This is a genomic window from Ruminococcus sp. RTP21358st1_G6_RTP21358_211008, from assembly GCF_040908885.1.
GTDB classification, from domain to species: domain Bacteria; phylum Bacillota; class Clostridia; order Lachnospirales; family Lachnospiraceae; genus Blautia_A; species Blautia_A faecis.
In genome coordinates, this window is record NZ_JBDGDM010000025.1 from 14,261 (window position 1) to 32,845 (window position 18,585).

The window sequence follows — 18,585 nt, forward strand, 5'->3', positions numbered from 1 at the left end:
ATGATGAACAGAATGGCAGTAAAGATTCCTGCCATTCCTTTTGCCATGATTTCAAGTGCAATAATGATATTGGATGTATTCATAGATAAGACCCTCCTCATTATAAAAATTTTTTTATAAAAATTTTGTGACCAGGTTGATAACCATGCCGCCTGCGATTACAGAAGCAATCTGTCCGGACACGTTGGCACCGGCGGCCTGCATGAGAATTACATTTGTGGGATCTTCTTCCATGGCCATTTTCTGAACAACTCGGGAGGACATTGGAAATGCAGAAATTCCGGCACCGCCAATCATTGGGTTGATCTTTTTTTTCAGGAAAAGATTCATAAATTTTGCCAGGAGAACGCCGCCGATGGTGTCCATGACAAAAGCAAAAAGTCCAATCACCAGGATCAGTAAAGTCTCTTTTGTTACAAACTGGTCTGCACGCATGCTGAAGGAAATGGTGATTCCAAGAAGCAGGGTGATCAGATTTGCCAGAATATTCTGGGCTGTGTCGGACAGGGTGCCCAGGACGCCGCATTCCCGGATCAGGTTGCCGAACATGAGAAATCCAACCAGCGCAACAGATTGAGGTGCTACCAGCCCAACGATTACAGTAACTATAATGGGAAAAGCAATTTTCATGGTTTTGGAAACGGATTTCGGATTATATTCCATGTGAATGCAGCGTTCCTTCTTTGTAGTGACAAGCCGGATGGCAAAGGGCTGTACAATTGGGACAAGTGCCATGTAGGAATAGGCGGCAACTGCAATGGCGCCGATATATTTGGAATTCAGGACCTGGGATACCAGAATGGAAGTAGGTCCGTCGGCAGCACCGATGATTCCGATAGAAGCAGCGTCTTTTAGGTCAAATCCAAGGATGGTGGACAGTAAAATTGCAGCAAAAATTCCAAGCTGTGCACCTGCGCCAAACAGGAACAAAGAGGGATTGGAAAGCAGGGGACCGAAGTCGATCATAGCGCCAATTCCGATGAAAAGTAAAATCGGCATGACTTCTGAGGCTTCAATTCCCACATGGAACAGCCATTCAATGACTCCGTTTGCCTGGATCCCGCCAGCCAGAGTCTGGTTTAAAACTCCGGAAAAAGGCAGGTTCACAAGTATGGCACCAAAGCCCATTGGCAGAAGCAGGGCTGGTTCAAATCCCTTTTTGATAGCCAGCCAGATCAGGGTGATTCCGACGGCAAACATCACAATTTGCTGCCAGGTTAATGCAAGGATTCCGTCTGTTAAAAATTCCATTTCTTTTTCCTCCTTTTGGGTGTTTGAATGTAAGTGCTTAAATAGATAAAAATACTTGCATAATGTTAATATTGTTATAAAAATGAAAGCTTTGTAGGGAAGGAATTTTATAACCTGTTTTTGGGGTATAAAAAAGACTTTTATTACAATACTGCATATCTGAAGATATGCGACTATTGTAATAAAAGTCTTGCCATTTCAATTTTCTGCGGGCGACAGATTCATGGAACTGTCTACCGTTCTGACGCATGAAAATCCATATACAAAAATGCACTAAAACAGAAACAGTGCATTTGATATGCCAGCTACTCCCTTTTATTGAAGCGTGACTGCAAATGTATTTTGTTGTGGTAATTATAATTCGGCAAAGGTGGGAATGTCAACCCTGAATTATATAAAAGAAAGAATTTATTGGCCATTTGGTTACGGAACTGTTATCCGGAAACATTTTTCTTGTAAAAAATTCAGGGCAGGTATATGATTAAAAAACGAAATCAAAGTAAAATATACCTGTATGGTACAAGTGAAAAATATGAAACAAAGGAGTTACATCATGTTGTATTTTGAAAATGATTATTGCGAAGGTGCTCATGAGGCAATCTTAAAAAGATTAATGGAAACCAATATGGAAAAGGTTCCGGGATATGGACAGGATCCTTTCTGTGACAAAGCGAAGGAAAAAATAAAAGAGGCATGTGGCTGTCCAGATGGGGAGGTCTATTTCCTGGTAGGGGGTACCCAGACAAATGCAGTGGTGATCGCGTCCGTGTTGAACCGGTATGAAGGAGTGCTTTCCGCAGTTACCGGTCATGTAAATGCGCACGAAGCCGGAGCAATAGAATTTACCGGACATAAAGTTCTTCCACTTCCCCAGGACAATGGTAAAATTTCTGCCGCAGATCTGAAAGATTATCTCCAGACCTACTACGCAGACGGAAGCTATGATCACATGGTTTTTCCAGGCATGGTTTATATTTCACATCCGACAGAATACGGAACTCTTTACACAAAGCAGGAACTGGCAGATATTTCCAGTGTATGCAGGGAATATGAGATCCCGCTATTCCTGGACGGAGCCAGACTGGGCTATGGACTGGTGGCAGAGACAGATGTGACTTTGAAAGATATTGCAAATTATACAGACGTATTTTATATCGGAGGAACCAAGGTTGGTGCCCTGTGCGGTGAAGCAGTCGTTTTTCCGAAGAAAGCACCGAAACATTTCTTTACTATGATCAAACAGCAGGGAGCGCTTCTTGCGAAAGGCAGACTGCTTGGAATTCAGTTTGATACTCTTTTCACAGGAAATTTGTACCTGGAAATCAGTAAAAATGCTATTGAAACCGCTGCAAAACTGAAAGCTGCATTAAAAGAGAAGGGCTATGAATTTTTCATTAATTCCCCAACCAATCAGATTTTTGTTATCCTGGAAAATAAGAAAATGGAGGAATTGGGCGAAAAAGTGAAGTTCAGCTTCTGGGAAAAATATGATGATAGTCATACAGTAGTCCGCTTTGCAACAAGTTGGGCAACGAAAATGGAAGACATTGACTCGCTGATTGAGACATTGTAATAAAACAAGAAAAAGTTATGTTTCGCGAGTGTTGTTTGTTATCGTGCAGGCGGTAAGGTCCTGTGAAAGCATGAATTTCGGATGCCCATTGTGTAAATGAGATAACACTTGTGTAAAACAGATGGCTATGTAAGCGTTGATTTACATAGCCATTCTGTAAATAAAATCTTATGTTTTCACTTCTTTCATTTTAGAATCCCCAACATTTGTTAAAAGAGCATAAAATGTAGCTGATTATTTTATATACAATATCCAAACACAACAACTTGTCCGTATGTGCGTACAAGTTGTAAGATGGAAACAGGAGGAAGGAAGAATGACTGAAAATGGCAAGCCAAAATATTTTACCCTGATGGAAGAACTAAAAGAGAAAATCATTTCCGGCAGGATTCAGCCAGGAGAGAAGCTGCCATCAGAGAATCAGTTTACAGTACAATATTCCCTCAGCCGGCATACGGTGCGAAAGGCACTTAGTCTTCTGGAACAGGAAGGCTATATAGAAGCCTGCCATGGAAAAGGAACTTTTTGTTCCGAGAAAATGCGCCATATGAAAAAGTCCAGAAACATTGCGGTAGTGACAACTTATATTTCCGACTACATTTTTCCAAGGCTGATTCAGGGAATGGATAATGTACTGTCTGAGCAGGGCTACAGCATCATTTTGAAAAATACAGGTAACAGCCGTCAGAAAGAGGCAAAATGTCTAGAAGAGCTTTTTCAGAAAGATATTGATGGTCTGATCATAGAGCCAAGTAAAAGCCAGCTTAGCTGTCGGCATCCTGGCCTTTACGAAAATCTGGAGAAATATCAGATTCCATACATTTTTATCCAGGGAATTTACACGGAAATGAAGGACAAGCCCCACATTCTTATGGATGATGCCAGGGGCGGCTATCTGGTGACAAAGTACCTTTTGGAGCAGGGACACCGCAGGATTACCGGTTTTTTCAAGGCAGATGACATTCAGGGTATCCAGAGACATAAAGGGTATGTGAGGGCATTGCAGGAGGCTGGTATTCCTTATGATCCAGATCTGGTAGTATGGTTCCACACCGAAGACCGGCGGAGTAAACCATCTATGATGGTAAAAGAAATGGTAAAAACCGGATCGCTTCCTCATGGAATCGTCTGCTACAATGATCAGATTGCTGTGCAGGTGATTGAATCTCTTGAAGATTGTGGTCTTCAAGTACCAAAGGATATTTCCGTTACAGGCTATGACAATTCCCTCTATGCCCAGCGCGGAACCGGAATCACAACCATTGCCCATCCACAGGAGCGGCTTGGAGAGATGGCAGCAGAATTGATATTAGAAAAAATCAATGGAGTGTCAGAAGAGGACAGCAAAGTAGAACGTCTGATTCAGCCGGAGTTAATTGTTCGTGGTTCCTGCAGAAGGCTTAAATGATATTTGCTGCAAAGAATCACTGATAATTGTTCCCTTTCAATTGGAAATATACATTGCAAACTACCGTTTGAAAAATTGAATCAATAACAATATTTACAAAAATATAATAAACAGGAGGATTTTTACAATGAAAACAGGAAGAAATTACAAATTTTGGTTTTGTACAGGTTCACAGGATCTTTATGGAGATGAGTGTCTCCGTAAAGTAGCTGAGCATTCCCGCATTATTGTGGAAGAGCTGAACAAATCCGGTATGTTTCCATACGAGATTATATGGAAACCAACCTTGATTACCAATGAACTTATCCGTAAGACTTTCAATGAGGCAAATGCTGATGAAGACTGTGCTGGTGTGATCACCTGGATGCACACTTTTTCCCCGGCAAAATCCTGGATACTTGGTCTGAAAGAATACAGAAAGCCTCTTTGCCACCTTCACACACAGTTCAACCAGGAAATCCCTTACGACACCATTGACATGGACTTTATGAACGAGAATCAGTCCGCACACGGTGGCCGCGAGTATGGTCACATGGTAACCCGCATGGGAATTGAGCGAAAGGTAATTGTGGGATACTGGGCTGACAAAAAGGTTCAGGAGCGTCTGGCTTCCTGGATGAGAACTGCTGTTGGTATTATGGAGAGCAGCCACATCCGTGTTTGCCGTGTGGCTGACAATATGCGAAATGTTGCCGTTACAGAGGGGGATAAGGTAGAAGCACAGATTAAATTTGGCTGGGAAGTTGATGCCTATCCGGTAAATGAAATCGCAGAATATGTGAACGCTGTTTCCAAGGGAGATATTGACGCTCTTGTGGAAGAATATTATAATAAATATGACATTCTTTCTGAGGGAAGAGACCCGGAAGAATTCAAACGTCATGTAGCAGTACAGGCAGGAATTGAGATAGGCTTTGAGAAATTCCTGGAAGAGAAAAACTATCAGGCAATCGTAACTCATTTCGGTGATCTTGGAGCACTGAAGCAGCTTCCGGGACTGGCAATCCAGAGACTTATGGAGAAGGGCTATGGATTTGGCGCAGAAGGTGACTGGAAAACAGCTGCAATGGTTCGTCTGATGAAGATTATGACAGCAGGCATGAAGGACGCTAAGGGAACCTCCATGATGGAAGATTACACCTACAATCTTGTTCCTGGAAAAGAGGGAATCCTGCAGTCACATATGCTAGAGGTTTGCCCATCCGTAGCGGATGGCAAGCCAGCTATCAAAGTCTGCCCGCTTAGTATGGGAGAGAGAGAGGATCCTGCGAGACTTGTATTTACATCCAAGACAGGCCCTGCAATCGCAACATCCCTTGTTGATCTGGGGGACAGATTCCGTCTGATCATCAATGATGTAGATTGCAAGAAGGTTGAGAAACCTATGCCGAAGCTTCCTGTAGGAAGTGCATTCTGGACACCACAGCCAGATCTGGCTACCGGCGCAGAAGCATGGATCCTTGCAGGTGGAGCACATCATACTGCCTTTACTTATGATCTTACAGCAGAGCAGATGGGTGACTGGGCTGCAGCAATGGGAATTGAAGCTGTATACATTGACAAAGATACTACAATCCGTAACTTCAAGAATGAGCTTCGCTGGAATGAAATTGCGTTTCGAAGGTAAAAACGCATAGAATGGCAAACACGCTCTGGAGCCTGTTTACGGCGTTGGGTTGAACAGTGAAGAATGTTACACATTATAAAAAGACAACGGGAGGATTTTACACATGGGAGCAGCAGAAGCAAAGCAGGCAATCCTGGACAACAGGACAGCACTTGGAATCGAGTTCGGTTCCACAAGAATCAAGGCAGTTCTGGTAGATGGAAATAATGCACCAATCGCATCCGGCGGACACGAGTGGGAGAACCGCTATGAGAATGGGGTATGGACATACAGTCTGGAAGATATCTGGTCCGGTTTGCAGGACTGTTATCAGCAGATGGCAAAGGATGTAGAGGAGAAATATGGTGTGGAGCTGACAAGCGTTGGTGCTATTGGAATCAGTGCCATGATGCACGGCTATATGCCATTTGACAAAGAAGGAAATCTTCTGGTTCCGTTCAGAACCTGGAGAAATAATATTACGGGAGAGGCAAGCAGAAAACTGTCCGAACTTTTTCAGTATAATATTCCTCAAAGATGGAGTATCGCACATCTGTATCAGGCAATTTTAAAAGGCGAGCCTCACGTAAAAGATATTGATTACATTGCCACTCTGGAGGCATATGTACATTGGAAACTGACTGGAAAAAGAGTTCTTGGAATTGGCGATGTTGCGGGAATGTTCCCAGTGGACAGCACTACCAGGGATTACAATGAAAAAATGGTTCAGCAGTTTGATGAGCAGGTTGCTTCTTATGGATTCCCATGGAAGCTTCGCGGCATTCTGCCGAAATGTCTTGTTGCGGGACAGGATGCTGGCTGCCTGACAGAAGAGGGAGCAAAGCTTCTTGATGTAACAGGCAGGCTGAGAGCCGGAATTCCTATGTGTCCGCCGGAAGGTGATGCTGGCACTGGAATGGTAGCTACAAACAGTGTTGCAAAGCGTACCGGAAATGTTTCTGCAGGTACTTCAGTATTTGCCTCTATTGTTCTGGAGAAGGAGTTATCTGCACCATATTCTGAAATTGATATGGTTGCGACTCCATCCGGACATCCGGTTGCAATGGCACACTCTAATAACTGTACTTCTGATCTGAATGCATGGGTAAATATTTTCCGTGAGTTTGCAGAGGCAATGGGTATGGAAGCTGATATGAACAAGCTTTTCGGAACTTTATACAACAAGGCTCTGGAAGGGGATGTGGACTGCGGCGGACTTTTATCCTACTGCTATTTCTCCGGTGAGCATATGACTGGATTTACAGAAGGAAGACCGCTGTTTGTACGTTCTCCAGAGAGCAAATTCAACCTTGCCAACTTTATGAGAACCAATCTTTATACCTGCCTTGGCGCTATGAGAGTTGGCCTTGACATCCTGTTTAAGAAAGAAGGAGTAAAGGTTGACCGTCTTCTTGGTCATGGCGGACTGTTTAAGACAAAAGGTGTTGGACAGCAGATCCTTGCAGATGCTGTAAATGCCCCGGTTTCTGTTATGGAGACTGCCGGTGAAGGCGGTGCATGGGGAATTGCAGTGCTCGCTTCCTATCTTGTAAACAAAGAGGAGAATGAGACCCTGGAAGACTTCCTGGATACCAAGGTATTTGCAGGAAATCAGGGAAGCACCCTGAATCCGGATCCGGAGGGGGTAGAAGGCTTTAATATGTTCATGGAAAGATATATGAAAGGCCTGCCGATCGAGCGCGCAGCTGTGGACTCCAAAATCTGGTAAGTGGCTTGAAATGAGGCGGAGATGCCTCAGATCATTCCCGCAATCTGCACGCGAAAAAAGTTCTGTGCAGTTATAAAACGAAATAAGTGAGAACGGATGGATTTTTCTCTCAGTTAAAAACGGAGACCTTTCTCATACCAGAATGTGAATTTTTTCAGGATACTGGTATGGGGAGGGTCTTTTATGTTATAATACTGAGCATTGACAGACAAACATGCTCTGGAGCCTGTTTGAAAAATAAAGGAGATACACATGGTTTTCAGCTCGATGCTCTTTCTATGGATCTTTCTGCCCTTAGTACTGGCAGCATATTATATAAGTCCCGGAAAAATCCGAAATGGAATCCTGGTATTTTTCAGTCTGCTTTTTTATGCATGGGGAGAGCCGCTTTATGTTTTCCTTATGCTGTTTTCCGTGTCGGTGAATTTTACCGGCGGAATTCTGATTGAAAAATATCAGACCAGGAAAAAAAAGATTCTTGTGGCAACTCTGATTATTAATCTGGGGGTGCTGGGATATTTTAAGTATTTTGGCACTCTGACAGAAGCCATAACCGGACTTTTTTCAGCAGATGGAACAGGAACCACTCTTTTTCAGGTGGCGCTTCCAATCGGAATTTCTTTTTATACTTTCCAGGCGTTGTCCTATGTGATTGATGTGTACAGGGGAGAGGTGCCGGCACAGCACAATTTCTGGCATATGCTTTTGTATATTTCCTTTTTTCCACAGCTGATCGCAGGACCTATTGTAAAATATCGCGACATTGCAGCTCAGATTACAGGAAGAAAAGAGACTATCCGAAAATTTGCAGCCGGGATAATGCGTTTTTGCTGGGGACTTGGGAAAAAGGTTCTTCTTGCCAATTCCTTTGCCCGTGTGGTGGATGAAATTTTTAAATATGGTCCATATGCGGTATCCAGGAAGGCTCTGTGGCTGGGCGCAATTCTTTACATGATGCAGATTTATTACGATTTTTCCGGATATTCCGATATGGCCATTGGTCTTGGAAAAATGTTCGGATTTGAATTCCAGGAGAATTTCAATTATCCCTATACAGCTGGTTCTGTGCAGGAATTCTGGCACAGATGGCATATTTCCCTGTCTTCCTGGTTTCGCGATTATGTCTATATTCCTCTGGGAGGAAATCGCAAAGGCGCGGCATGCACCTATCGAAACCTGCTTATCGTATTTTTCCTTACCGGAATGTGGCATGGGGCTGGAATAGCGTTTATCCTCTGGGGGCTTTATCATGGCCTTTTTCTTATACTGGAACGTGTGTGGCTTGGAAAAAAACTGGAAAAACTGCCTGGAATTGTGGGCTGGGGCTACACGGTGATCGCGGTGTTTTTTGGATGGATTCTGTTCCGGGCAGAAAATATTTCCCTGTTTTTCACTTATGTGAGAAATATGTTTGTGGCACATGGAGGAACCATTCTTCTTTCTGCATATCTTGACAGCAAAATGATCTTTCTGATCGTTATGGGTGTTTTATTTGCAGGAGTTTTGCAGAAGATATATGAGAAGGTCCGGGTACATTCCGCTGGAAAAATCCCTGCCAATGGAATGGTGACAGTTCCGAGAATGATCGCCTGTCTGGTGATTTTCTGGCTGAGTGTGGCGGCACTTGTAAATAACAGCTATAACCCGTTTATTTATTTCAGATTTTAACAGGAAGCATATGAGAAAACAGAAAATTCTGATCGTATTATTTGCAGGAAGTCTGGTTCTGCCAGGAGTGGTGTGGACTGGATTTTCCGGCAGATTTGATACGGAAAACAATGAAAACAGAAAACTGGCTGAATTTCCGGAGGTGAATCTGGAATCTCTGGGAGACTTTCCGGAGCAGTTTGAGGCGTATTATAAGGATCATGTGCCCTTCAAAAATGACCTGGTGAAGTTCTGCAATTTTATTGATACGGAATTTTTCCGCAATACAAAGATTGGGGATGTGGTGATCGGAGAAGATAACTGGCTGTTTTACCTGCCGGAAAGGGAGGGAGAAAATGCCATGGCAGATTACCAGAAAACCAATGTGTATACACTGGAACAAAGTGCGGAAATTGCATCCGGAATTGCGAAAGTGCGGGACTGGTTTCTGGACAGGGGTGTGGAACAATTCCATTACTACGTGGCTCCCAACAAAGAGACACTTTATTCGAAGTATATGCCAGAGAAGCCAAAGGTGATTGGAATCGGGGATTCCAGAATGGAGACTTTTGCAAAATATATGAAAGAAAATTCCGACGTGGAATTTGATTTTCTGGCAGATTATCTGAGGGAGTTTACTGAAAAATACCAGCTGTTCCGAAAATATGATACTCACATGAACAATTTAGGCGGATATATTACCAACGAGAAAATTGTACAGGATATGACAGGTGAAAGTCTGCCAATCGAAGACATTCAGGTTATGATCGGGACTAAGCCTTGCAGGGGGGATCTGTCCAGGATGATCGGGCGATATAAAGAGTTGGATGATGACAGGGAATATGGGTTGAAGTATTTTCACGATGGTATCCGTTACAAGGTGAAAAAAGAGGAGAGCGAAGGCGGTGAGGAGATCCTGAAAGTGTTTAAATCCAATTCGGATAATGAGAAAACTTTAATGGTGATCGGGGATTCTTTTCGCCTCCGCCTTGAAAAATACATGCCCTATCGCTATCAGAAAACCATATTTGTGAGAATTGATGACTTTGACCAGGAGCTTTTGGATAAATATGAACCGGATGACGTGATTGTGATTACTGTTGAGCGTGACCAGAGGTATATGGAAAAACTGGATAGTTATATTATACAGGACAGTGGAGAGTAAATGGTACAATATAACATATCAGAGCCTGTCCGGAATTATAGGATTTGTTTGTGGGAAAAATTTTTGTTTTATTGGTCACAGATGGAACAGTAACCTTTTTTGTCACGGGAATCGTCAGAATATTTATGGGTTATTGACAATAAGTTCGGCAAATGCTATTCTGATATTAACTTGTTTTGTCAGATATGTCTAGTATGGATCATTGTATGGTCTGTAGCGGATCATTGACAGAAACCGGCTGTTTTACTGGTAATGAGAGCAGTTGGGAATGTTGCCAGCGAACAGCAACGGAAAGATTGCAGAATCCGTAAGGATTTATACCAAAGGAGGATCTTATGAAGAGAAAGAAAATTACCGCAATTTTGTTAGCATCCCTTATGGGAATCAGTGCAGTACCGGCTACCACATGGGCAGCAGATTCTTACAAGGAAACAGAGAAAGTAGCCTTTGCCAAAATGATCGAGGAATTTGGTGCAGATTACGCAAAGAGCCTTTCTGAAATGGATACAGAAGAAGTTAAGGGAAATGCGGAAATAAAGGTCAGTCTGGAAGATGGTGGAAAAGCAATTCTGGGAATGCTTTCTCCTGTGGATATCTCCTGGCTGGCGGATGCTTCCATCAGTGGAAATGTAAGCATGTCTGATAAGTCCATGACTGAGTTTATGGATGTGAATGTAAATGGAACCAAGATCTGTACAATAGAATATTATTTTGATACAGAGAATTCTGAAATTTATATGAGAATTCCGGAGCTGAGTGATGGCTATATTAAAATGAACATGGAGCAGATGACTCAGGAAGCTGTGGAAGAGGCAGATCAGGAACTGGATTCTTCCTTTACCACGAGTCTTGATCTGGCAGATAGCATGAACAGTTATTTTTCCACTCTGGAGAACCTTCCGGAAGCAGACTTAGTGACATCTATTCTTACAAGATACACAGATATTATTTTTGATAATGTTGCAGATGCTGAGAATCCTGGAGCACAGGAAGCTGTTGCAGGAGATGTAAGTCAGGAGCTTAGCGTTCTGGAAGGACATGTTACACAGGCAGAGGCACTTCCAATGTTCCAGCAGATTCTGGATACAGCTAAGTCTGATGAAGAACTGAAGGGGCTTATTGAGACCTGGACAGAAGCTATGAATGATCCGGATTATACTTATGAGACTTTCCTGGAAGCAATCGAGGATATGGAGAAAGATCTGGATACAGAAGCTGATGAGACCGACGAGTCCGGATTTATTTTAAGGGCATGGGTTGACGGTGATGGAGAGGTTGTTGGACGCCAGTTCCTTCTGAATGATGATGAGCAGGAGGAAGAGCTTTTCGGATATCTGTGTACAGCGGATGGAGAGAAGAGAGGATTTTCCATGCAGCTGGGTTCCGGAGATGACAAGGTTGCCATTGAAGGAAGCGGTGAGCTGAATGGTGATCTGTTAAGCGGAACTTACACGCTTTCTTCCGGTGACGCGGATGCTGCTGTTATTGATGTTGCAGACTATGATACCAAGGCAGTACAGGACGGAATCTGGAAGGGAACTTACACAATTTCCGGAGCACCTGTGGAAGATGAAGATGGAAATTCCTATGATCCATTTGGTGGAATGCAGCTGATCTTTACAGCCGATGGTGCAGATGAGGACAGCATTGACTGGAATCTTGCTATTGCAGCAGGTGGTGCGACTCTTGGTTCAGTTTCTCTGACCGGCGGCAATGGCGGTGAGACACTTGCCGCAGTTGATGTTGCTTCTCTGACAGATGTTTATGATTTCAGTAATGATGATGAAGTTGAGGCTTATACAGCTTCCATGAATATGGATGCAATCACAGAGAATCTGACCAACGCAGGCATGCCTGAGGGATGGCTGGACGATGTGATCGCTGCTACAGGCGACAGTGATATTGAGAGTGCGGAGACAGATGGTGTTGCTGAGTCCGAAGAGCAGACAGATATGGCTGGAGATACACTGGATGACAGTGAGACACCGGCAGCTTAATCAGTAATTTATGCGAGCAGGCGACCGCATAATAATTACCTGCAGCAAGGCAAATACAGCGGGGCAGACGAAGTAATTTGTCTGCCCCGTAATTTTTTATAACCAGAAAGTAAAGGTTTAGTGAGTTCGGTGCATTACGGAGCGTGTAACTGTGAAGGTACTGAACCGTTACGATTTTCTTATTGAAATGAGGGGGAGAAGGAATTGAAAAAAAGAAGCTTTGGGATTATCTGTTTTTTGTTTTTGATATTTACCATGTGTTCCTCTTCGGTGTGGGCCGCTTCTTATGTGAAGGCTTCCAATACGACTGTGAGTATCACTTCGAAAAAGCATGGATGGGTGAAGCGGGGGAAAGACTATTATTTTTATAATTCCAAGGGAAAACTGCTTTGGGGAAAAATTACCTACAAAGGTCAGCGTTATTACAGCACAAAGAATGGCAAACGCTATACAGGCTGGCTGAAATCAGGCGGAAAACGGTATTATTATAACCGGAAGAATGGCATTATGTTCCGTAACCGCTGGGCTACTGGAACAAAATACTCTTATTATTTTAATAAGTCAGGTGTTGCAATTGCCAACCGCTGGCTAAGCTACGGAGGAAAGCGATATTATTTCCTTCCTAATTCCAGAATGGCAACAGGATGGCAGAAAATTGGTGAATATCGTTATTATTTTGATAAGAAAACAGGTGCTTTGTATACAAATGTGTGGGTGGGGAAATATTATGTAAATGATAGCGGGAGAAGAACAGGACAAACCAGACCGGATGTGAAGGTGAATGATAACCGCTATACATATAAAAGCAGCTCTCTTAATATTGATCTGCGCAGAAAATTCACACATAATGTTCCTTACTGGGTAGCGCTGATAAAGATCAAAAATTCCAGACAGCTGAAATCTGCTCTGTCTTATGGAAGCTATGGTGGTGCCAGACAGACTACCTCCGGTGCAGTTTCTGGTAATGGGGGTATTATCGGAGTGAATGGAAGTGCGTTTAGTTACCAGACAGGGCGGCCGTCACCTCTTGGAATGTGCATCAAGAATGGTGTGATTTATGGAAATTATGAGACCAGTTACAGTGTAATGGCTGTAAGGTATGATGGCACTATTTATACACCAAAGCAGGGATTGAAAGGCGAAGCTCTTCTGGAAGAGGGGGTAAAAGATACCTATAATTTTGGCCCAATCCTGATCAAAGATGGCCAGGCCCAGCCGGCCTGGTCAGAAACAGCCAAATATTATCCGAGAACTGCTGTGGGAATGGTGAAACCTGGCATTTATGTGCTTCTTGTCACCGACACTGGCAGTTACGCCGGCCTGAACCACTGGGATCTTGTTAATATCTTCAACAGCTATGGCTGTCAGTACGCTTACAACCTGGACGGCGGCGGCTCCGCCACATTGTATTACAATGGTCAGGTCATGAATAAGCTGATTAATAATTACGAGAGACCATGTGGGGATTTTCTTTATTTTACGAATTGATGTGTTGACAATGAAAAGCATTTAAGGATCATGTTGTTTGAACGACGGTAGTGTAAAACGAATTAAGAAAAAATTATCTCTTTTTTCCTTGGTGCTGACCAAGTATATTTTACTTACGGAAACCCCGTCAAGGCTGAATTTTACGGGCTTTCAGCCCGGCCTTGACAGGTTTTCCAACGTAAAATTAAGGTCACCTAAACCAAAGAAAGGGGAGGTAAAGGCTATATAGCCCAGAATCGTTGATTTTACTGGGGGTGAGCCGATTTTGGAGGTATGAAGTTGACACTACCTCATGCATTTTTGAGGTATAAATATGATATACACATACAAATATAAATCGCCGTTAGGGCGTATTTTACTGGCGGCAGATGAAGTGGGAATTACTGGTCTATGGTTTGAAGGACAGAAATATTTTGGGAATACACTTCCAGACAAGCATATTCCACAGGAAACAGAGATTCTCACGGAAGCAAAAAAATGGCTGGATGTGTATTTCTCCGGTGAAGAACCGAAATTTACGCCGCCACTCCATCCGGACGGCTCAACATTCAGACAGGCAGTGTGGAAGATTTTATTGCAGATTCCCTATGGACAGACGATCACATACGGAGAAATTGCCCGCAAAATGGCAGAGCTGAAAAATGTATCCCGCATGTCTGCCCAGGCAGTTGGAGGTGCGGTTGGACACAATGAAATTTCTATTATCATTCCCTGCCATCGTGTGATAGGCACAAATGGAAGTCTGACAGGGTATGCCGGAGGAATTGATAGAAAGCTTTCGCTGCTTGAACTGGAACACGCGGATATGAGTTATTTATTTGTTCCAAAGAAAGGGACAGCATTGTAGGAGGCAGTGATAAAACTGTCCTCATTTTGGGTTATTTTGGAGAGCCAAGATTGGACGGAAAATAGAATTTTGGACATATTTTGGACATATCTATTAAATATTACAGAAATATTACAAGAATGGTGAACCCCAAAATCCCGCAAACCCTTATAAATCCAAAGAGAAACACCCGGTAGGGGAGCTACCGGGTGTTTCGAGGGGAGTATAAATAATTAAATAAGGGGTTATGTAAAAAAATTTTTGAAGGGTAAATTCTTTTACAAAGTCAATTATAATATAAATTGGAAAAAAAAGCAATATCATTTTGATGAATATTCTTTCTGTAATTGGTCACAATACACAAAGTAATCTGAAAACAGCTGCTGGATGCGGAACAGAACGTGGACAGCGGCATTCAACAGGAGGAATACTCAAATGGCTAAAAATTATGAGTCTGAAAACAAGAACAGCAAAAATGCAACAAACAGATCTTATGAAAGTGAGATAAATTCTCAGGATTGCAAGAACTCTTACACAAAAAACAGCAGCAAAAACAAGAGCCGCAATTCTTACGAGTCAGGGGAAGATACTACTTCCAGATATTAAAATATTTTAAGAAAGGGCGCAGGGTCTGTTGACTCTGCGCCCATGTTGGGAGGTTTAATGTATGCCAGACGTTTTTGATGAGTAATCAGGAATGATTTTTCAGACACGCTCTAACGCTGCACGCGTCCTGCACCGTCGCTTTCAATCATGGAAAGAACTTATGATTCTGTAATATAATTTAAGCCAGTGCTTTCATTACTTCATACGCACCATTTTCACGGATCTGAGTTAAGTAATTGCATACAACTGCTTCAAATCCGGAAATCTGTGTCAGATCTTCGCCCCAGAAGGAAGTATTGGTGCAGACTGCATGAACAAGATCCGCTGCGGAATCATCTTTATGTGCAAGGTAGAATTCGAGAACTGCCTTGTCATCTTTTACAGTGTATTCATTAGCTGCTCTTTTTGCTGTAAGTACGTCTTCGCTCATAGCATATCCGTTATAGAATGCAATGTAGAAGGCGAAAGAAGCTGTGATGCATGCAGGAAGTGTACCTTTGCGTTCTACATATTTTTTGAGTGACGGCATAACACGTGCTTTCCATTTTGATGTAGAATTCAGAGAAATGGAAAGAAGAGCATGGTCGATAAATGGGTTTTTGAAACGTTCTGTAACAGCTGCAGCAAAATTTTCGAGTTCTGTTTTTGGAAGGTCCAGAGTAGGAATAATCTCGTCATAAATAGTTTTGTTCATAAATCCACAGATTACATCGTCGTTCATGCAGTCTCTTACAATATCCTGTCCTGCAAGGTAGGCACCCAGCACAAAGGAGGTATGTGCACCATTTAAGATACGTACTTTTCTCTGCTTATATGGTTTGTGATTGTCTGTGATCAGGATTGGAAGGTTCGCTTTGTCAACCGGGAATTCGTCTTTGATTGACTGAGGACCTTCGATTACCCAGAAGCCAAAGATTTCACCTGTGTCGATCAAGTTATCTTCATAGCCAAGTTCTTCACAGATTGCAGCAGCTTCAGTTCTTGGATAACCTGTTACAATACGGTCTACAAGTGTAGAGCAGAAGATGTTTTCAGTTTTGATCCAGTTGATAAAGTCTTCGCCGAGATTCCACTGCGTTGCATATTTTAATACACATTTTTCAAGCTCTTTTCCATTATCCTCGATCAGCTCACAGGAAAGAATGATAAATCCTTTGCCGGCTTCCTGACCGAATTTCTGGAAACGACGGTACATAAACTGAGTAAGTTTTCCAGGATAGCTACCAGCCGGAACATCATTAAACTGACAGGAAGAATCATAAGTAATTCCGGCTTCTGTTGTATTACATGCGATAAAACGGAGGTCCGGGTTATCTGCACATGCGAGAACTGCTTCAAAATCCTTATATGGATTGAGACAGCGGCTTACACAGGAGATAACACGTTTTTTATTTATTTTTTTGCCATCCTGGAATCCACGGAGAAATAAGGTATAAAGACCCTCCTGTTCGTTGAACCTGTCATCAAGATCTGGAGCGATTGGCTGGCACAGAACAACTTTGGAGTTGAATCCGGCTTTTTCGTTTAACTCATCTATAAAATAATCTACAAATGCACGGAGGAAGTTTCCTTCACCAAACTGAAGTACACGTTCCGGCGCTGATTCAAGAAGGTATCCATCATAGCCCTGTTCTTTTAAAACAGCATAAGATAATTTTTTCATTTTAGGTTTTCCTCATATATAATGATATGAGTGTTAAAAGGTCTTTTGACACTCATTTGATACCCGGATTGCTACGCAGCTATGCTGCTTCCGCAATTCGATTTATGTTTTATAAAGTAACGCCCTGTTTGAAGATTGCCATATCATGGAAACCTGCTTCTTCGGATTTTGATTTCTTTCCGGATGCAATCTCAAGGACAAAGTCCAGAAGATTTTCTGAAAGCTCATCAAGAGGAGTATCATTTACCATAACTCCACAGTTGAAATCAATCCAGTTCTGCTTTTTTTTTGCAAGCTGGTTGTTTGTGGAGATTTTAACTGTAGGTACAGGACTTGCAAAAGGTGTTCCGCGTCCGGTTGTAAAAAGTACAATGTGTGCGCCGGAGGCAGCAAGGGCAGTAGAGGCGACAAGATCATTGCCAGGTGCGCTCAGCAGGTTTAATCCCTTTTCCTTTACAGGTTCTCCATAAGAAAGAACTCCCATAACAGGTGCACTTCCGGATTTTTGCGTACATCCGAGAGATTTATCTTCCAGACTGGAAATACCGCCTTTTTTGTTTCCGGGAGAAGGATTTTCATAAATGGTCTGGTTGTGACTTTTAAAATAGTTTTTGAAATCGTTGACAAGGGCAACTGTCTGGTTGAACAGATCCTCTGTCTCGCAGCGGTTCATAAGTAATTCCTCAGCGCCGAACATTTCAGGAACTTCTGTAAGAATTGTAGATCCGCCCATAGAAATCAGTTTGTCAGAAAATGCACCAACAGTAGGGTTTGCCGTGATTCCGGACAAACCATCAGAGCCGCCGCATTTCATACCGATCACCAGTTCAGATGCACTGATTGGTTCACGTTTAAATGAGGATGCATAGGAAATCAGTTCTTTGACAGTTTCAATACCATCGCTGATCTCATTTTCACATTCCTGGGCAACGAGAAAACGTACACGCTCAGGATCATAGTCCCCGATAAATTTCTTTAATTCATCGATGTTGCTGTTTTCGCAGCCAAGTCCAAGAACCAGAACACCGCCTGCATTGGGATGGTTCACTAAATCAGCAAGAATCTGACGTGTGTTATTCTGATCATCACCCATCTGGGAACATCCGTAAGGATGTGGAAAAGCACAGACACCATCAATCTGGTCTGTCATGTACTTCTGCGTGGCTCTCTCAATAGCAGATGCGACATTGTTAACGCAGCCTACTGTAGGAATGATCCAGATTTCATTGCGTACACCAACCCCACCGCTTTTTCTGCGATAGCCCTGGAAGAACTTTGGCTCCCGGTGTGGAAGCTCTGTGATAGTTTTGTTATATGTATAAGTAAGAAAATCTCCCAGCCCTGTTTTTAAATTGTGAGTATGAATCCAGGAACCTGCAGAAATTTCTGCGGTTGCATGTCCAACGGGATTACCATATTTAATAATGGAATCACCAGGCTTGAGACTTTTTAATGCAAACTTGTGTCCCTGCATGATGTCTTCTGTAAGAGTGAATGTGGAATTATCAAGTTCGATCACAGTGCCTTTCGCCAGAGGCTGAAGCGCAACGGCTACATTATCTGAAGGATTAATTTTAATAAAAGATTTCAAGAAATCAACAACCTCCTTTATGTGAAAATAATATA

General features: G+C 42.7%; 13 protein-coding genes. 10 read left to right on the forward strand and 3 right to left on the reverse strand.

Going from position 1 to position 18,585, the window contains the following annotated elements:
- Positions 1-114: 114 nt before the first annotated feature.
- A complete protein-coding gene (locus tag AB5Z12_RS11275) occupies positions 115-1,251 on the reverse strand; it encodes a sodium ion-translocating decarboxylase subunit beta (protein WP_148461773.1) in 1,137 nt (378 codons plus the stop codon).
- Between the two features lie 553 nt (positions 1,252-1,804).
- Here AB5Z12_RS11275 and AB5Z12_RS11280 point away from each other — a divergent pair.
- The 10 genes from AB5Z12_RS11280 to AB5Z12_RS11325 all read left to right on the forward strand — a co-directional run bounded on the left by AB5Z12_RS11280 (position 1,805) and on the right by AB5Z12_RS11325 (position 15,296).
- Positions 1,805-2,824: a low specificity L-threonine aldolase gene (locus tag AB5Z12_RS11280; protein ID WP_173734936.1), complete on the forward strand. Its 1,020-nt coding sequence runs from the start codon at positions 1,805-1,807 to the stop codon at positions 2,822-2,824.
- Positions 2,825-3,140: 316 nt separating this feature from the next.
- Positions 3,141-4,232 (forward strand): GntR family transcriptional regulator, encoded by a 1,092-nt coding sequence (locus AB5Z12_RS11285; RefSeq protein ID WP_173734935.1) that lies wholly within the window; start codon positions 3,141-3,143, stop codon positions 4,230-4,232.
- Positions 4,233-4,359: 127 nt separating this feature from the next.
- Positions 4,360-5,859 (forward strand): L-arabinose isomerase, encoded by a 1,500-nt coding sequence (araA, locus tag AB5Z12_RS11290; protein ID WP_173734934.1) that lies wholly within the window; start codon positions 4,360-4,362, stop codon positions 5,857-5,859.
- 103 nt (positions 5,860-5,962) lie between these two features.
- Positions 5,963-7,567 (forward strand): xylulokinase, encoded by a 1,605-nt coding sequence (locus tag AB5Z12_RS11295; RefSeq protein WP_173734933.1) that lies wholly within the window; start codon positions 5,963-5,965, stop codon positions 7,565-7,567.
- 252 nt (positions 7,568-7,819) lie between these two features.
- Positions 7,820-9,235, forward strand: coding sequence for an MBOAT family protein (locus AB5Z12_RS11300; RefSeq protein WP_173734932.1), 1,416 nt, complete (start codon positions 7,820-7,822; stop codon positions 9,233-9,235).
- Between the two features lie 10 nt (positions 9,236-9,245).
- Positions 9,246-10,379 carry a hypothetical protein gene (locus AB5Z12_RS11305; protein WP_173734931.1) on the forward strand — a complete coding sequence of 378 codons (1,134 nt, stop codon included), beginning with the start codon at positions 9,246-9,248 and terminating at the stop codon, positions 10,377-10,379.
- Positions 10,380-10,714: 335 nt separating this feature from the next.
- Positions 10,715-12,376, forward strand: a complete 1,662-nt coding sequence (locus AB5Z12_RS11310) for a hypothetical protein (protein WP_173734930.1) — start codon at positions 10,715-10,717, stop codon at positions 12,374-12,376.
- Between the two features lie 204 nt (positions 12,377-12,580).
- The gene (locus AB5Z12_RS11315; RefSeq protein WP_173734929.1) at positions 12,581-13,864 is read left to right on the forward strand and encodes a phosphodiester glycosidase family protein; all 1,284 of its coding nucleotides are present in this window, start codon (positions 12,581-12,583) and stop codon (positions 13,862-13,864) included.
- A gap of 313 nt (positions 13,865-14,177) precedes the next feature.
- Positions 14,178-14,711 (forward strand): methylated-DNA--[protein]-cysteine S-methyltransferase, encoded by a 534-nt coding sequence (locus AB5Z12_RS11320; RefSeq protein ID WP_173734928.1) that lies wholly within the window; start codon positions 14,178-14,180, stop codon positions 14,709-14,711.
- Positions 14,712-15,125: 414 nt separating this feature from the next.
- Complete coding sequence (locus AB5Z12_RS11325; protein WP_173734927.1) at positions 15,126-15,296, forward strand: hypothetical protein; 171 nt, start codon at positions 15,126-15,128, stop codon at positions 15,294-15,296.
- A 178-nt stretch (positions 15,297-15,474) separates the two neighbouring features.
- Here the strand turns inward: AB5Z12_RS11325 and AB5Z12_RS11330 are convergent, their stop codons facing one another.
- Together AB5Z12_RS11330 and AB5Z12_RS11335 are read right to left on the reverse strand one after the other, a co-directional pair.
- Positions 15,475-16,959, reverse strand: coding sequence for a tagaturonate reductase (locus tag AB5Z12_RS11330; RefSeq protein WP_173734926.1), 1,485 nt, complete (start codon positions 16,957-16,959; stop codon positions 15,475-15,477).
- 109 nt (positions 16,960-17,068) lie between these two features.
- Positions 17,069-18,550: a UxaA family hydrolase gene (locus tag AB5Z12_RS11335; RefSeq protein WP_173734925.1), complete on the reverse strand. Its 1,482-nt coding sequence runs from the start codon at positions 18,548-18,550 to the stop codon at positions 17,069-17,071.
- Positions 18,551-18,585: the final 35 nt, after the last annotated feature.